Below are 14,544 nucleotides of genomic sequence, written 5' to 3' on the forward strand. Positions count from 1 at the left end.
CGTATCGTTTTCATCCCCGAGGCCACCGATGGCTCAACCCCGCTTTGCCACCGCCACGACCGACAGCGTGCCCACCCGCGGGCGCGTGCTGATCGTCGAAGCTCGTTTCTACGATGACATCGCGAACGAGCTGCTGGCTGGGGCGAAGACCGTTTGCGAGCTCGAGGAGGCGACGGCCGTCGTGGTGACCGTCAACGGCGCGCTCGAGATTCCCGGCACCATCGCGATCTGCCTCGACGCCGCCGAGGCGCGCGGCGAGCCCTTCGACGCGGTGGTCGCCCTGGGCTGCGTGATCCGCGGCGAGACGGGGCACTACGACATCGTGGCGGGCGAGAGCTCGCGCGCCCTCATGGACCTGTCGATCGCCCGCAAGATCCCGCTGGGCAACGGCATTCTCACCGTCGAGAACGAGGCGCAGGCCTGGGCCCGCGCCCGGGTGTCCGAGATGAACAAGGGTGCAGGCGCAGCCGAGGCGGCGCTGGCCGTCCTGCGCATCAAGCGCCGCGCCGCGGCCGGAAGGATCTGACCCATGTCGCGAGGCGAGAAACGCTCCGCCGCGAGGCTTGCGGCGGTGCAGGCACTCTATGAGATGGAGATGTCCGGCAAGGGCGTCGTGGAGGCCGTGGCCGAGTTCGAGGCCCACTGGATCGGCCGGGAAGTCGACGACGTCGAGTTCAAGCCCGCCGAGGCGCCGTTCTTCCGGGACCTGGTCGCCGGCGTGGTGCAGGAGCAGCGCCTCGTCGACCAGAAGGTGGACACCGCGCTCGCCAAGGGCTGGCCCCTCGTCCGCGTCGAGGCCGTGCTGCGCGCCATCATGCGCTGCGGCGCCTTCGAGCTCATCCGCCGTTCCGACGTCCCGGCCCGCGTCGTCATCTCCGAGTATGTCGACGTGGCCCATGCCTTCTACGATGGCGACGAGCCCGGCATGGTGAACGCCGTCCTGGATTCCATCGGTCGGGACGTTCGCGCCGACGAACTCTCCAAGCGCGTCGGATAGGGCAGGGATCATGTCGGCAGGCGACGGGCGACCCTCCGAGGACGACCTGATCGCCCGCTGGTTCGCGCCGATCGCCGGCCCGGCGGGCCTCGCCCTCAAGGACGACGCGGCCTGCCTCACCCCGCCTCCCGGCCACGACCTGGTGCTGACGGCCGATGCGCTGGTCGCCGGCGTCCACTTCTTCCCCGACGATCCCCCCGCCAGCATCGCCCGCAAGGCGCTCGACGTGAATCTCTCCGATCTCGCCGCCAAGGGCGCCGAGCCGGCGGGGTTCCTGCTGTCGCTGGCCCTGCCGCCGGACTGGCAGCCCGACTGGCTGGAGGCCTTCGCCTCGGGTCTGGGTCAGGCCGCCGGCGCGGGCCGGTGCCCGCTGCTGGGAGGCGACACCGTCAAGACGCCCGGCCCCCTGACGCTCTCCGTCACGGCGCTGGGGTCCGTGCCGACCGGCCGCATGGTCGCCCGCACCGGAGCCCGGCCGGGCGACGCGGTGTATGTCAGCGGCACCATCGGGGACGCGGCGCTGGGCCTGAAGCTTCGCCAGGCTCCCGACGCCGCGTGGGCGGCCGCGCTGTCGGCCGGCGACCGGGACCACCTCCTCGACCGCTTCCTGCACCCACGCCCGCGCCAGGCCCTGGTGCCGGCGCTGCGGGCGGCCGCCAGCGGCGCCATGGACGTGTCGGATGGCCTTCTCGGCGATCTCGCCAAGATGATGCGGGCATCGGGCACGCACGCGACGCTCGACCTCGACGCCGTCCCGCTTTCCGGGGCCGCCCGCCGGGCCGTCGCGGCCGACCCCGACCTGCTGGCGGTGGCGGCCACCGGGGGTGACGACTACGAGATCCTGGCGACGGTGCCGGCCGCCGCCGCGGCGGCGTTCGAAACGGCAGCGTTGCAGACGGGCATGGCTGTCACCCGATTGGCCATGGTGACAGCAGGGCCCGCCGGGATCATGGTCCTGCGCAACGGAAAGCCTGTCCCGATCGGGGCCGGCTCCTACAGCCATTTCTGAGGAAGCGCCCATGACCGCGGTGGCTGCCACCGACGACCGGCTCGCCCGCCGCAACGCCCTCATCCTCGCCGCCGCCACCGCGCTGGCCGGGGCCAACGCGACCGTCATCTTCGCGACGGGCGCCATCCTGGGCTCGATGTTGGCGCCGAACCCGGCGCTCGCCACGCTGCCCGTCTCCGTCTTCGTGGTGGGCATGGCGACGGCGACGTTGCCGGTCGGCCTCATCGCCCGGCGGTTCGGCCGCAAGGCGGCCTTCCAGTTCGGCACGCTGTGCGGCGCCATGGCGGGCGCCTTCGGCTGCCTGGCCACCATGAGCTCGTCCTTCGCGCTGTTCTGCGTGGCCACCTTCTTCGGCGGCCTCTATGCCGCCGTCGCCCAGTCCTACCGGTTCGCGGCCGCCGACACCGCGAGCGAGGGCTTCAAGGCCAAGGCCATCTCCTGGACGCTCACCGGCGGCGTCCTGGCGGGCTTCCTCGGTCCACAGCTCGTCCAGCACACCATGGGCATGTGGGCGCCCTACACCTTCGCCTTCACCTACCTGTCACAGGCCGCGGTGGCGATCGTCGCCCTCGTCGTCGTCTCGCAGGTGGACATTCCGCACCGGGCCGCGACCGTGCAGCGGGCGGGTCGACCCCTGGCCCAGATCGTCGCCCAGCCCGCCTTCATCGCCGCCGCGGCCTGCGGCGTCGTGAGCTACATGCTCATGAACCTCGTGATGACCTCGGCGCCGCTCGCGATGAAGCTGTGCGGGCACGACATCTCGGACTCCAACCTCGCCATCCAGTGGCACGTGGTGGCGATGTACGGGCCGGGCTTCTTCACCGGCACCCTGATCAACCGGTTCGGCGCCCCGCGCGTGATCGTCGCCGGGCTGCTGCTGACCGGCCTGTGCGGCGTGGTCGACCTCATGGGCACCGGGGTCTGGTACTTCTGGATCGGCCTCGTGCTGCTCGGCATCGGCTGGAACTTCGGCTTCATCGGGGCGTCGGCGCTGGTCGCGCAGACGGCTGCTCCGGCCGAGCGGACGCGGGTCCAGTCGGTCAACGACTTCCTGGTCTTCGGGACCATGGCGGTCGGCTCGTTCTCCTCCGGCCAGATCCTCACCTACTACGGCTGGGACATGGTCAACTACGTCGTGTTCCCCTTCGTCTTCGTGGCGCTCCTGGCGCTCATCTGGTTTGCGAGCCGAAAGACCGATCCACTGCCGGTTTGAGCGTGGTGCAACTCCGCCATTCCGCGAATTTCGCACCGTTTTCCTGCGTATTGTGAAAGTCCCGTTTGCGTCCGGCGCTCAAGTTTGGCACTCCTGTCGGGGCCTCGAAGAGGGCTTGAGTGAGAATGAGTATGACGTGGCGGTCCGGGGCTGGACCGACGCGGACTGACTTGGACAGGGACGGAACATGATCTGGCTGATAATTTTGGGCGGACTGCTGTCCGTCGCCTATGGCGCCTGGGCCATCGCGGACGTGAACAGCCGCGACGCCGGCACGCAGCGCATGCAGGAGATCGCCGCGGCGATTCGTGAAGGCGCGCAGGCCTACCTGAAGCGGCAGTACATCACGATCTCGATCGTGGGCGTCGTGCTCTTCGTCGTCATCGCGCTGCTGCTCGGCATCACCGTCGCCATCGGCTTCCTGATCGGCGCCGTGCTCTCCGGCGTCGCCGGCTTCATCGGCATGAACGTCTCGGTCCGCGCCAACGTGCGCACGGCCCAGGCCGCGGCCCAGTCGCTGGCCGCCGGCCTCGACGTCGCCTTCAAGGCGGGTGCGGTCACCGGCATGCTGGTCGCCGGCCTCGCGCTCCTGGGCGTCGCCGTCTACTACTGGGTCCTCACCGGTCCGCTGGGCCTGGCTCCCGCCAGCCGCGGCGTCATTGACGCCCTCGTGGCGCTCGGCTTCGGCGCCTCGCTCATCTCCATCTTCGCCCGTCTGGGCGGCGGCATCTTCACCAAGGGTGCCGACGTCGGCGCCGACCTCGTCGGCAAGGTCGAGGCGGGCATCCCCGAGGACGATCCGCGCAACCCGGCCACGATCGCCGACAACGTCGGCGACAACGTGGGCGACTGCGCCGGCATGGCCGCCGACCTCTTCGAGACCTACGCGGTGACCGTCGTCGCCACCATGGTTCTCGCCGCCATCTTCTTCGGCGGCCAGGCGGTCCTCGCCTCGGCGATGCTCTATCCGCTCGCCATCTGCTCGGTCTGCATCCTGACCTCGATCGTCGGCACCTTCTTCGTGAAGCTGGGCGCCAACAACTCGATCATGGGCGCGCTCTACAAGGGCCTGTGGGCCTCCTCGCTCCTGTCGGTCGTGGGTCTGGGTCTCGCCACCTGGGCCACCGTCGGCTTCGGCACGGTGGGCACGGCCAACGGCGTCACGATCACCGGCTCGGCGCTGTTCATCTGCGGCATCATCGGCCTCGTGGTCACCGGCCTGATCGTGTGGATCACCGAGTACTACACCGGCACGGGCAAGCGCCCGGTCGTGTCGATCGCCCAGGCCTCGGTCACCGGCCACGGCACCAACGTCATCCAGGGCCTCGCGGTCTCGCTGGAGTCGACGGCGCTCCCGGCCATCGTGATCGTCGCGGGCATCATCTCCACCTTCCAGCTCGCGGGCCTGTTCGGCACGGCCATCGCCGTGACGACCATGCTGGGCCTCGCCGGCATGATCGTGGCGCTCGACGCCTTCGGCCCGGTCACCGACAACGCCGGCGGCATCGCCGAAATGGCGGGCCTGCCCAAGGAAGTGCGCCACTCGACCGACGCGCTCGACGCGGTGGGCAACACCACGAAGGCCGTCACCAAGGGCTACGCGATCGGTTCGGCCGGTCTCGGCGCACTGGTGCTCTTCGCCGCCTACAGCTACGACCTGCAGTACTTCTCGGCCGAGGCCAACAAGGCCGGCTCGACGCTCTACCCGTACTTCAAGGGCATGGGGCAGGTCTCCTTCGACCTCTCCAACCCCTACGTCGTCGCGGGCCTGATCTTCGGCGGCCTGATCCCCTACCTCTTCGGCGGCATCGCCATGACGGCCGTCGGCCGCGCGGCGGGCTCCGTGGTGGAAGAGGTGCGTCGCCAGTTCAAGGAAATGCCCGGCATCATGCAGGGCACGCAGCGTCCGGACTACGGTCGCGCCGTGGACATGCTCACCAAGGCCGCGATCAAGGAGATGATCATCCCGTCGCTCCTGCCGGTGCTGGCCCCGCTCGTCGCCTATTTCGGCGTGCTGGCCATCTCGGGCTCGAAGGCCTCGGCCTTCGCGGCGCTGGGCGCCTCGCTGCTCGGCGTGATCGTCAACGGCCTCTTCGTCGCCATCTCGATGACCTCGGGCGGCGGCGCGTGGGACAACGCCAAGAAGTCCTTCGAGGACGGCTTCGTCGACAAGGACGGCGTGAAGCACCTGAAGGGCTCCGAGGCCCACAAGGCCTCGGTCACGGGCGACACCGTCGGCGACCCCTACAAGGACACCGCCGGCCCGGCCGTGAACCCGGCGATCAAGATCACCAACATCGTCGCGCTGCTCCTCCTCGCCGTGCTCGCGCACGCCGGCTGAGCCAGCCTGACAGTTGAAACGAAAGGGCCCGCGGGTGACCGCGGGCCCTTTTTCGTTCGTCTTCAAGGGATGCGTAGTGGCCGCCACCTCTCCGCGTCATGCCCGGGCTTGGCCCGGGCATCCACGACTTGAACCCTCAACAGCCGCAAAGTCGTGGATGGCCGGGCCAAGCCCGGCCAGGACGGCTGAGAGGCCGCAGGCAAACCCAGACGTTCAGATGAGTGCCGCGCTCTACTGCCCGCGCCGCGCGCTCGACGAAAAGCGCACCGCCTCCTCGGCGGCGCGGAACAGGGCCTTGGCCTTGTTGATGCATTCCTGCTGCTCGGAGGCGGGATCGCTGTCGTGGACGATGCCCGCGCCAGCCTGGACGTACATGCGTCCGTCCTTCACCACGGCGGTCCGCAGGACGATGCAGGTGTCCATCTCGCCATTGGCGCCGAAATAGCCGATGCAGCCGGCGTAGAGCCCGCGCTTGTCCTTTTCCAGCTCGTCGATGATCTGCATGGCGCGCACCTTCGGCGCACCGGAGACCGTGCCGGCCGGGAACCCCGCGGCCAGCGCGTCGAGCGCGTCGTGGCGGCGGTCCAGCACGCCCTCGACGTTGGACACGATGTGCATCACCTGGCTGTAGCGCTCCAGGAAGAAGCTGTCGGTCACCGTGACGGTCCCGATCTCCGAGACACGCCCGACATCGTTGCGGCCCAGGTCGAGCAGCATCAGGTGCTCGGCGCGTTCCTTCTCGTCGGCCAGGAGCTCGTCGCCGAGCGCCTTGTCCTGCGCCGCCGTGGCGCCGCGCGGCCGGGTGCCGGCGATCGGGCGGATCGTGACCTTGCCGTCCCGCACCCGGACCAGGATCTCGGGCGAGGAGCAGACCACCTGGTAGCCGCCGAAGTCGAGGTAGCACAGGAACGGCGCCGGGTTGACGCGGCGCAGCGCCCGGTAGAGCGAGAAGGCGGAGAGGTCGAAGTCGGCCTCGAAACGCTGCGACAGCACGACCTGGAAGATGTCGCCCGCCCGGATGTACTCCTTGGCGCGCGCCACCATGGCGTGGAACTCGTCCGGCGTGGTGTTGGACACCGTCGGACCGGCCGCCGCGTCGGCGGCCTGCTCGCGCGCGCTGGCGGGGAGGGGACCCTCGAGGGCGGCGACGACCGCCTCGACCCTCTCCTGGGCCACGGCGTGGGCGGCGCTGGCCGGCACGCCCGGCTTCGGCCGCACCGGCGTCAGGACCGCGATCTCGTCCTTCACCGCGTCGAACACCACCATGACCGTGGGGCGCACGAGCACGGCGTCGGGCACGCCCAGCACGTCGCGGTTCGGCTCGCCGAGCCGTTCCATGTGGCGCACCATGTCGTAGCCGAGATAGCCGAACACGCCCGCCGCCATGGGCGGCAGGCCTTCCTCGTCAGGAATGGCGCTTTCCGCCAGTACGGTCCGCAGGGCCGCCAGAGGCGGCTCCGCCATCGGCACGAAGGCGTCGGGATCCTGCAGCGCCGTGCGGTTCACCTGCGCCGTCGCGCCCTGGCAGCGAAACACCAGGTCGGGCCGCAAACCGATCATGGAGTAGCGGCCGCGCACCGCGCCGCCCTCCACCGATTCGAGCAGGAAGGACGGGCCGCCCGCGGCGGCGGCCGCGAGCTTCAGGTAGGCGGAGACGGGCGTCTCCAGATCGCCGACCAGGGTCGCGCGCACGATCTGGCAGCGACCCGCCTCGTAGGCGGCCGCGAAGGCGTCCAGGGCCGGCGTCAGGACCATGGCGTCAGCTGCCGCCGCCGACCGCCTGCCGCATCGCGGCATCGTTCACGGTCACGCCGAGGTCGTTCTGCACCTGCGCCACGTAGGCGTTGAGGAGGTCGTCCCCGAGCGCGACGCGGATCTGGTCCTCGAGCTGCACGGTCTGCTGCTGCGTCGAGATGATCGGCGGCACCTCGGCGCCGGTCACCTTCAGCACCACGCGGTCGAGCGGCGTGGCACCCACGGCCGAAGCCGTGCTGCCGACCGCCGTGGCGAAGGTCTGCGACACGGCCGCCGCCGGCAGGCCGCCGTCGGCCCCCTGGCGCTTCACGCCGTTCGCGGTCTTCACCTCGACGCCGAGTTCGCCCGCGGCCGCGGCCAGGGTCGCGCCGGCATTGACCTTCTTGACCACCTCGGCGGCCTTGTCGGCCACGCGGTTGGCGATCTCGTCGTCACGCCACTGGCGCTCGACCTCGGCCTTCACCTCGTCCAGCGTGCGATCGCGGGGCTGCTCGATGCCGGTGACCTCGAACCACACCCAGCCACCGTCCTTGGTGCTGATGGCCTCGTTGTCGGCGCCGATGTCGGAGGCGAAGATGGCGCGCAGCACCTGGTCGCGGTCGGGGAGGGCGACCGGCTTCTCGGCCTTGTCGCGGCCGGCACGGTCGAGGCCGTCGATGGCACGCAGGGGCAGCTTCACCTCCTTGGCGATCTCGGCCAGGGGGCGGGCGGACGCGCGCTGGTCCTCGATCTTGTCGTGCAGGTCCTGCACCGCGTCCCGGGCGCGGGTGGACGCGAGCTGGGCCCGGATCTCGTCGGCGACGCTCTCGAAGCTCTTCACGCTCTCGGGCTGCACGTCCCCGACCTCGGCGATGACGCCGCCGAACCGACCCTCGATGGGGTCGCTGACGCTGTTGGCCTTGAGCGCGAACGCGGCCTCGGCGACCTTAGGGTCGATGATGGCGTCGCGCGTCACCAGGCCGAGATCGGTGTCGGCCGCCTTGAGACCACGCTCGTCGGCGATGGACTGGAACGTAGCGCCGGCCTTGATCTTGTCGGACGCGGCCTTGGCCTCGGCGAGGGTCGGGAAGACGATCTGGCGGACGACGCGGCGCTCGGGCTGGCCGTAGCGCTCCTTCGTCCGCTCGTAGGTGGCGCGGGCGTCCGCCTCGCTGATCTCCTGGGGCTTGGCGACGTCCGCCGCCGTCAGCACCATGAGGTTGACCTTGCGGTACTCGGGGGCCCGGAAGCCCGCCTTGCGCTGCTCGAAGAAGGCCTTGAGCTTGGCCTCGTCCGGCTTGCCGGGGTCGCCCGCCTTGTCGGCGCCGATCACGATGTACTCCACCGACCGCGTCTCGTTCTGGAAGCGGTGCACCGCGTCGCGCAGGGCGAGGGGGGCCGGCATGGCGCCGGCGACCGCCTCGGCCAGCTGCTGGCGCAGGTAGACGGCGCGCTGGGCCCGGACGAAGCCCTGCTCGGTGAAGCCGCTGGCGCGCACCAGTTCGTTGAAGCGGTTGCGGTCGAACTGGCCGTTCGAGCCCTTGAAGTTCTGGTCCTCGACGATCGCCTTGGCGATGGCCTCGTCGGAGATGGCGAGGCGCAGGTCGCGGACGCGCTGGTCGAGGGCGGCCTCGGTGATCAGCTTGGAGAGCACCTGCTGCTCGAGACCCAGCGCGCGGGCCTCGTCGTTGGTGATCGGCCGACGCACCCGCCGCGACAGGCTCTGCAGCTCGTTCTGGTAGGCATCGCGATAGGTCTGGACGGCGATCTCGGAGGACCCGACCTTCGCCACCGTCTGGTGGCCCACGTTGCGGATCATGTCCGCCACGCCCCAGATGCCGAAGCTCAGGATCAGGAAGCCGAAAAGGATCGCGACGACGATGCGTCCGACCAGCGTTTGTCCTGCCCTGCGCAGTCCGTCCATCATGATGTGCCGTCCAGTGTGCCTGTCACGCGGTCAATGCCGAAAGCCCGCGCGGGCGGGCAAAAGGCCGCGCATCATAGGGATGGGCCTTCTGCGCCGCAACAAGGGTGCGCAGCGCCCGAATGCGTCCTTCGGCACGCCCGCAGGGGAGGCTGCTCGGAACGAGGACGTGCGCATCGATGGTCTTTCAGCCGGCCTCGCTCTCCCCGTCAGTCGTGGGTCCCCGGGCCAGGCCCGGGGATGACGGCCGAAAGGTCGGTTCGAACTGGACGGCCATTCCTCGCACGACGTCCAGACGCACCGTGCCGAGCCGGTTCGCCCGCTTCCCGCCTCACCCCGGCTCTGCTAACAGCAGCACACGCTCATCCAGGGAGAACACGCCATGCCCGCCGTCCGCCGCCCGCTCGTCGCCGGAAACTGGAAGATGAACGGCTCCCGCGCGGCGCTGGCCGAGATCGGCGGCATGGCGCAGGCCTTCGACGCCGGATTGCGGTCCAAGATCGACCTCCTTGTCTGCCCGCCTGTCCCGCTCCTGTGGGCCGCCGCCAAGGCCGCTCTCGGCACCGGGATCGCGGTCGGCGCGCAGGACTGCCACGCCAGGACCTCGGGTGCGCACACCGGCGACGTCTCGGCCGAGATGCTGGCCGACGTCGGCGCCACCGCCGTGATCGTGGGGCACTCCGAGCGCCGCGCCGATCACGGCGAGAAGGACCAGGACGTGCGCGCCAAGGCCGAGGCCGTGCGTCGGGCCGCGCTGACCGCCATCGTCTGCGTCGGCGAGACGCGCGACGAGCGCGAGGCCGGCAAGACGCTCGCCGTCGTCCGCCGCCAGCTGCGCGGCTCGATTCCCGAGGGCTCCACGGCCGCCGGCCTCGTCGTGGCCTACGAGCCCGTGTGGGCGATCGGAACCGGCCTCACCCCCACCGTCGCCGACGTGGCGGAAGTCCATGGCATGATCCGCGCCGAACTGCGCAAGCTCGTCGGCAAGGGCGAGTTCGAAGGCGTGCGAATCCTCTACGGCGGCTCGGTGAAGCCCTCCAACGCGGCCGAGCTGATGGCGGTCGAGAACGTCGACGGCGCGCTGGTCGGCGGCGCGAGCCTCAAGGCCTCCGATTTCATGGGCATCGCCGGCGTCTACCGCTGAACGGGCCCTGGCGGAACGGCGCGGGCATTCCCATCTTCCCACCGTCGGGGTGGCGTGCTAGACGCCTCACATTCGTACGGCCGGGGCCGTCGCCCATGGGGCGATGCCGACCCGGCCTTTCCGCTTGGAAGGTGCCATGCAGCAGGTCCTCATCGTCATCCACCTCATCGTGGTGCTCGGCCTCGTGGGAGTGATCCTCCTGCAGCGGTCCGAGGGCGGCGCGCTCGGGGGCCTGAGCGGCGGCGGCGGCGTGTCGGGCTTCCTGACCGGTCGCGGCCAGGCCAATGCCCTGACGCGCACCACGGCCATCCTGGGCGCCACCTTCTTCGTCACGAGCATGATCCTGGCCATCCTGGCCGGCGTTCATCGCGAGCCGAAGTCGATCCTCGACTCCGCGCCCGGTGCCAGCCAGAGCGCGCCCGCCGCGCCCAGCGGCTCCGGAGGCGTCCTCGACCAGCTCCGCCAGCTGGAGCAGGGAAGCGGGACACCCGCCCCCGCGCAGCCGAAGTAAGCGTGAACCGAGGGCCGGGCGACCGGCCCTCTCTCGTTGAGTAGGGACGTCTGGCGGGCAACCCGCCTGGGGACAACCGGCCGTGCCGTGTGCTCCCCCTCGTCGAATCGCGACCGAAGGCTTAAACGGAACTCCCCATGGCTCGCTATGTTTTCATCACCGGCGGCGTGGTTTCCTCGCTTGGAAAAGGCCTCGCCTCCGCCGCCCTGGGTTCCCTCCTGCAGGCCCGCGGCTACTCGGTTCGCCTGCGCAAGCTGGACCCCTACCTCAACGTCGACCCGGGCACGATGAGCCCGTACCAGCACGGCGAGGTCTTCGTCACCGATGACGGTGCCGAGACCGACCTCGACCTCGGTCACTACGAGCGGTTCACGGGCCGGCCCTGCAGCAAGGCCGACAACATCACCACCGGGCGCATCTACCAGGACATCATCGCCAAGGAGCGTCGCGGCGACTATCTCGGCGGCACCGTGCAGGTCATTCCGCACGTGACCAACGCCATCAAGGAGTTCGTGCTCACCGGCAACGACGGCGTGGACTTCGTGCTGGTGGAGATCGGCGGCACTGTCGGCGACATCGAGGGCCTGCCGTTCTTCGAGGCCATCCGCCAGCTCGGCAACGACCTGCCGCGCGGCCACGCCGTCTACGTGCACCTCACGCTGCTGCCGTTCATCCCGAGCGCCGGCGAGCTGAAGACCAAGCCGACGCAGCACTCGGTCAAGGAGCTGCGCTCCATCGGCATCCAGCCCGACATCCTGCTCTGCCGCACGGACCGCGAGATCCCGCGCGAGGAGCGCCGCAAGCTGGCGCTGTTCTGCAACGTCCGCGAGAGCGCCGTCATCGAGGCGCGCGACGTGTCCTCGATCTACGCCGTGCCGGCCGCCTACCACGCCGCCGGGCTCGACCAGGAAGTGCTCGCCGCGTTCGGCATCGAGCCGGCGCCCAAGCCCAACCTGGCGCGCTGGGCCTCGGTGACCGAGCGCATCGAGAACCCCGAGGGTGAGGTCACCATCGCGGTGGTCGGCAAGTACACGGGGATGAAGGACGCCTACAAGTCGCTGATCGAGGCGCTCACCCATGGCGGCATCGCCAACCGGGTGCGCGTGAAGCTCGACTGGATCGAATCGGAGGTCTTCGAGCACGAGGACCCGGCGCCCTTCCTCGAGCACGTTCACGGCATCCTGGTGCCCGGCGGCTTCGGCCACCGCGGCGCGGAGGGCAAGATCCGGGCGGCCGGCTTCGCGCGCGAGCGCAAGGTGCCGTATTTCGGCATCTGCTTCGGCATGCAGATGGCCGTCATCGAGGCGGCCCGGTCGCTCGCGGGCATCGCCGAAGCCAACTCCACGGAGTTCGGCCCCTGTTCGGAGCCGCTCGTCGGCCTGATGACGGAGTGGATGCGCGGCAACGAGCTCGAGCAGCGCGCCGCCGGCGGCGATCTCGGCGGCACGATGCGGCTCGGCGCCTTCCGGGCGCGTCTGGCCGAGGGCAGCCGCATCGCGCAGATCTACGGGGACACCCAGATCACCGAGCGCCACCGCCACCGCTACGAGGTCAACATGGGCTACCGCGAGCGCCTCGAGGCGCGCGGCGTCCAGTTCGCCGGCGTGTCGCCCGACGGCCTGCTGCCCGAGACGATCGAGCTTCCGGACCATCCCTGGTTCATCGGCGTGCAGTACCACCCCGAACTGAAGTCGCGCCCCTTCGAGCCGCATCCGCTGTTCTCGAGCTTCATCGCGGCCGCGGTCGAGCAGAGCCGGCTCGTCTGAGCCGAGCCCAGCCGGCCAACCGCGGACGGGACCGTGAATGTCCCATCCGCGTCCGACCGGATCTCCCCGTCGAGCGACTCCCGCGGCATGCTGCACTGCAGCAGCGCCGATGGGGAGCGACATGCGGACAGGGATGGGATGGCTGGTGGCGGCCTTGGCCGTCTTGGGGATGACGCCGGTCTGCGCGCAGACGCGCGTGGAGAAATCCCACCTCATCTATGTGGCGCGCCAGCACGACGATGGCCGCCTCACCAACGAAACGCAGGTGCGTTGCGACCTCTCCCTGGGCTGCTCGGTCGAGATCAGGCTCGGCGAATCCGTCGACAGCGTGCATCTGCGCGTCTTCGCCGAGGATAGCGGAGGCTTCAGCGTGGTGCCCACCGGGGCCGACCACGACGGCAACCTGGCCATCGGGCGGCGCTGCGACGTCGGCTGGGGCCCGGGGTCGACCGCCGCGGCGCTGGTGCCCGTGAAGCCGCTGCGCGAGGCGCGCGAGGACGAGATCACCATGTTCGGGATCGTGGTGCGCGAGGACCTGCCGCCGGTCGCGCAGATCCTGGTGGCGGTCAAGGAGCTCCGGCCGTTCCGGCCCGCCGCGACCCATTGAGGCCGGCGCCCCACGGGCGAGCGCTTGACAACAGCCGGCGTTTGACCGCAATGCATCGTCCCATGACGCGCGCAACGATCATCGACGGACTGCGACGCGCGCCCGGGACCCGACGTTCCGCGCGCCGATGACGCGCGTCCGCGCTCCCGGCCCCTGCCGTCCCGTTCCTCGCTTCCCATCTCTCCATTCTGCGCGCGGCCACGGGCCGCTCCCTTGCGACGAGGTCCTGCCATGACCGCGACTGTATTCATCGACGGCGAAGCCGGTACGACCGGCCTCGGCATCCGCGAGCGGCTCGATGCGCTCAGCGCCTTCAAGGTGCTCAGCATCGACCACGACAAGCGCAAGGACCCGCAGGCCCGCAAGGAGATGATGGCGGAAGTCGATGCCGTCGTGCTCTGCCTGCCGGACGACGCGGCCAAGGAATCGGCCTCCCTCGCCAAGTCGCTCGGCGGCAACGGACCCAAGGTGCTCGACGCGTCGACGGCCCATCGCGTCGCCGAAGGCTGGGCCTACGGCTTTGCCGAGATGGCGCCCGGCCAGGCCGACGCCATCCGCAAGGCGCAGTTCGTGTCCAATCCCGGCTGTTACCCGACCGGCGCGATCGCGCTCATCCGGCCGCTCGTCGACGTGGGCCTGTTGCCGGCCGACCACCCCGTGGCCGTGAACGCCGTGAGCGGCTATTCGGGCGGCGGCAAGTCGATGATCGAGGCCTTCGAGACCGGCAAGGCGCCGAGCTTCGAGCTCTACGGCCTCGGGCTGGAGCACAAGCACGTGCCCGAGATCCAGCTCTACGGCGCGCTGAAGCGGCGGCCGATCTTCGTGCCGTCGGTAGGCAACTTCCGGCAGGGCATGCTGGTGAGCCTGCCGCTGCACCTCGACACGCTGCCCGGCCAGCCGACCCCGGCCGCCCTCGAGGCGGCGCTCGCCGAACGTTTCGCGGGCAGCGAATACGTGTCGGTGGTGCCGGCCGGCGATCCGGCCATGAAGGGCGGCAAGCTCGAGCCCGAGGCCCTCAACGACACCAACAAGCTGGAACTCCGGGTGTACGGCAACGCCACCCGGGGACACGCCATCCTGGTCGCCAGGCTCGACAACCTGGGCAAGGGCGCATCCGGCGCGGCCGTGCAGAACCTGCAGCTCATGCTCGGGATGAACTGAGCGGCCGGGACGCCCTGCGTCCTGCGAACCGCCCGTTGCGGGGTCTGTTCAGAGCGTCTCAGTCGATCCCAGCCCCCACCTGCCTCATCCTGGAGACCTTTGCACGAGCGGGACGGTTCTGATTCACTGACGACGTG

General features: G+C 70.2%; 12 protein-coding genes. 10 read left to right on the forward strand and 2 right to left on the reverse strand.

Annotated features, from left to right (window positions below):
- The first annotated feature begins 28 nt into the window (after positions 1 to 28).
- The 5 genes from ribH (at position 29) to Q0Q47_RS16505 (ending at position 5,560) form a co-directional block, all read left to right on the forward strand.
- A complete protein-coding gene (ribH, locus tag Q0Q47_RS16485; RefSeq protein WP_293862148.1) occupies positions 29 to 526 on the forward strand; it encodes a 6,7-dimethyl-8-ribityllumazine synthase in 498 nt (165 codons plus the stop codon).
- 3 nt (positions 527 to 529) lie between these two features.
- Positions 530 to 997 (forward strand): transcription antitermination factor NusB, encoded by a 468-nt coding sequence (nusB, locus tag Q0Q47_RS16490; RefSeq protein ID WP_293862151.1) that lies wholly within the window; start codon positions 530 to 532, stop codon positions 995 to 997.
- A 10-nt stretch (positions 998 to 1,007) separates the two neighbouring features.
- Positions 1,008 to 2,006, forward strand: coding sequence for a thiamine-phosphate kinase (thiL, locus tag Q0Q47_RS16495; protein ID WP_293862154.1), 999 nt, complete (start codon positions 1,008 to 1,010; stop codon positions 2,004 to 2,006).
- Positions 2,007 to 2,016: 10 nt separating this feature from the next.
- A complete protein-coding gene (locus Q0Q47_RS16500; RefSeq protein WP_293862157.1) occupies positions 2,017 to 3,219 on the forward strand; it encodes an MFS transporter in 1,203 nt (400 codons plus the stop codon).
- A gap of 187 nt (positions 3,220 to 3,406) precedes the next feature.
- Positions 3,407 to 5,560, forward strand: a complete 2,154-nt coding sequence (locus Q0Q47_RS16505) for a sodium-translocating pyrophosphatase (RefSeq protein WP_293862160.1) — start codon at positions 3,407 to 3,409, stop codon at positions 5,558 to 5,560.
- Between the two features lie 231 nt (positions 5,561 to 5,791).
- On the opposite strand, the gene trpE is transcribed toward Q0Q47_RS16505, so the two are convergent.
- Both trpE and Q0Q47_RS16515 read right to left on the reverse strand, forming a co-directional pair.
- Positions 5,792 to 7,315 (reverse strand): anthranilate synthase component I, encoded by a 1,524-nt coding sequence (gene trpE, locus Q0Q47_RS16510; RefSeq protein WP_293862163.1) that lies wholly within the window; start codon positions 7,313 to 7,315, stop codon positions 5,792 to 5,794.
- A gap of 4 nt (positions 7,316 to 7,319) precedes the next feature.
- Entirely contained in the window at positions 7,320 to 9,221 is a 1,902-nt protein-coding gene (locus Q0Q47_RS16515) for a SurA N-terminal domain-containing protein (protein ID WP_293862166.1), read from the reverse strand.
- A gap of 379 nt (positions 9,222 to 9,600) precedes the next feature.
- Between Q0Q47_RS16515 and tpiA the strand changes: the two genes are divergently transcribed.
- The 5 genes from tpiA to argC all read left to right on the forward strand — a co-directional run bounded on the left by tpiA (position 9,601) and on the right by argC (position 14,407).
- Positions 9,601 to 10,362 carry a triose-phosphate isomerase gene (gene tpiA, locus Q0Q47_RS16520; RefSeq protein WP_293862169.1) on the forward strand — a complete coding sequence of 254 codons (762 nt, stop codon included), beginning with the start codon at positions 9,601 to 9,603 and terminating at the stop codon, positions 10,360 to 10,362.
- A 136-nt stretch (positions 10,363 to 10,498) separates the two neighbouring features.
- A complete protein-coding gene (secG, locus tag Q0Q47_RS16525; protein ID WP_293862172.1) occupies positions 10,499 to 10,873 on the forward strand; it encodes a preprotein translocase subunit SecG in 375 nt (124 codons plus the stop codon).
- Positions 10,874 to 11,010: 137 nt separating this feature from the next.
- Positions 11,011 to 12,639 carry a CTP synthase gene (locus tag Q0Q47_RS16530; protein ID WP_293862175.1) on the forward strand — a complete coding sequence of 543 codons (1,629 nt, stop codon included), beginning with the start codon at positions 11,011 to 11,013 and terminating at the stop codon, positions 12,637 to 12,639.
- 196 nt (positions 12,640 to 12,835) lie between these two features.
- Positions 12,836 to 13,246 carry a hypothetical protein gene (locus Q0Q47_RS16535; RefSeq protein WP_293862178.1) on the forward strand — a complete coding sequence of 137 codons (411 nt, stop codon included), beginning with the start codon at positions 12,836 to 12,838 and terminating at the stop codon, positions 13,244 to 13,246.
- 231 nt (positions 13,247 to 13,477) lie between these two features.
- Positions 13,478 to 14,407 (forward strand): N-acetyl-gamma-glutamyl-phosphate reductase, encoded by a 930-nt coding sequence (argC, locus tag Q0Q47_RS16540; RefSeq protein WP_293862181.1) that lies wholly within the window; start codon positions 13,478 to 13,480, stop codon positions 14,405 to 14,407.
- The last annotated feature ends 137 nt before the right edge of the window (positions 14,408 to 14,544 follow it).

Source organism: uncultured Alsobacter sp., from assembly GCF_945952055.1.
GTDB lineage: Bacteria > Pseudomonadota > Alphaproteobacteria > Rhizobiales > Beijerinckiaceae > Alsobacter.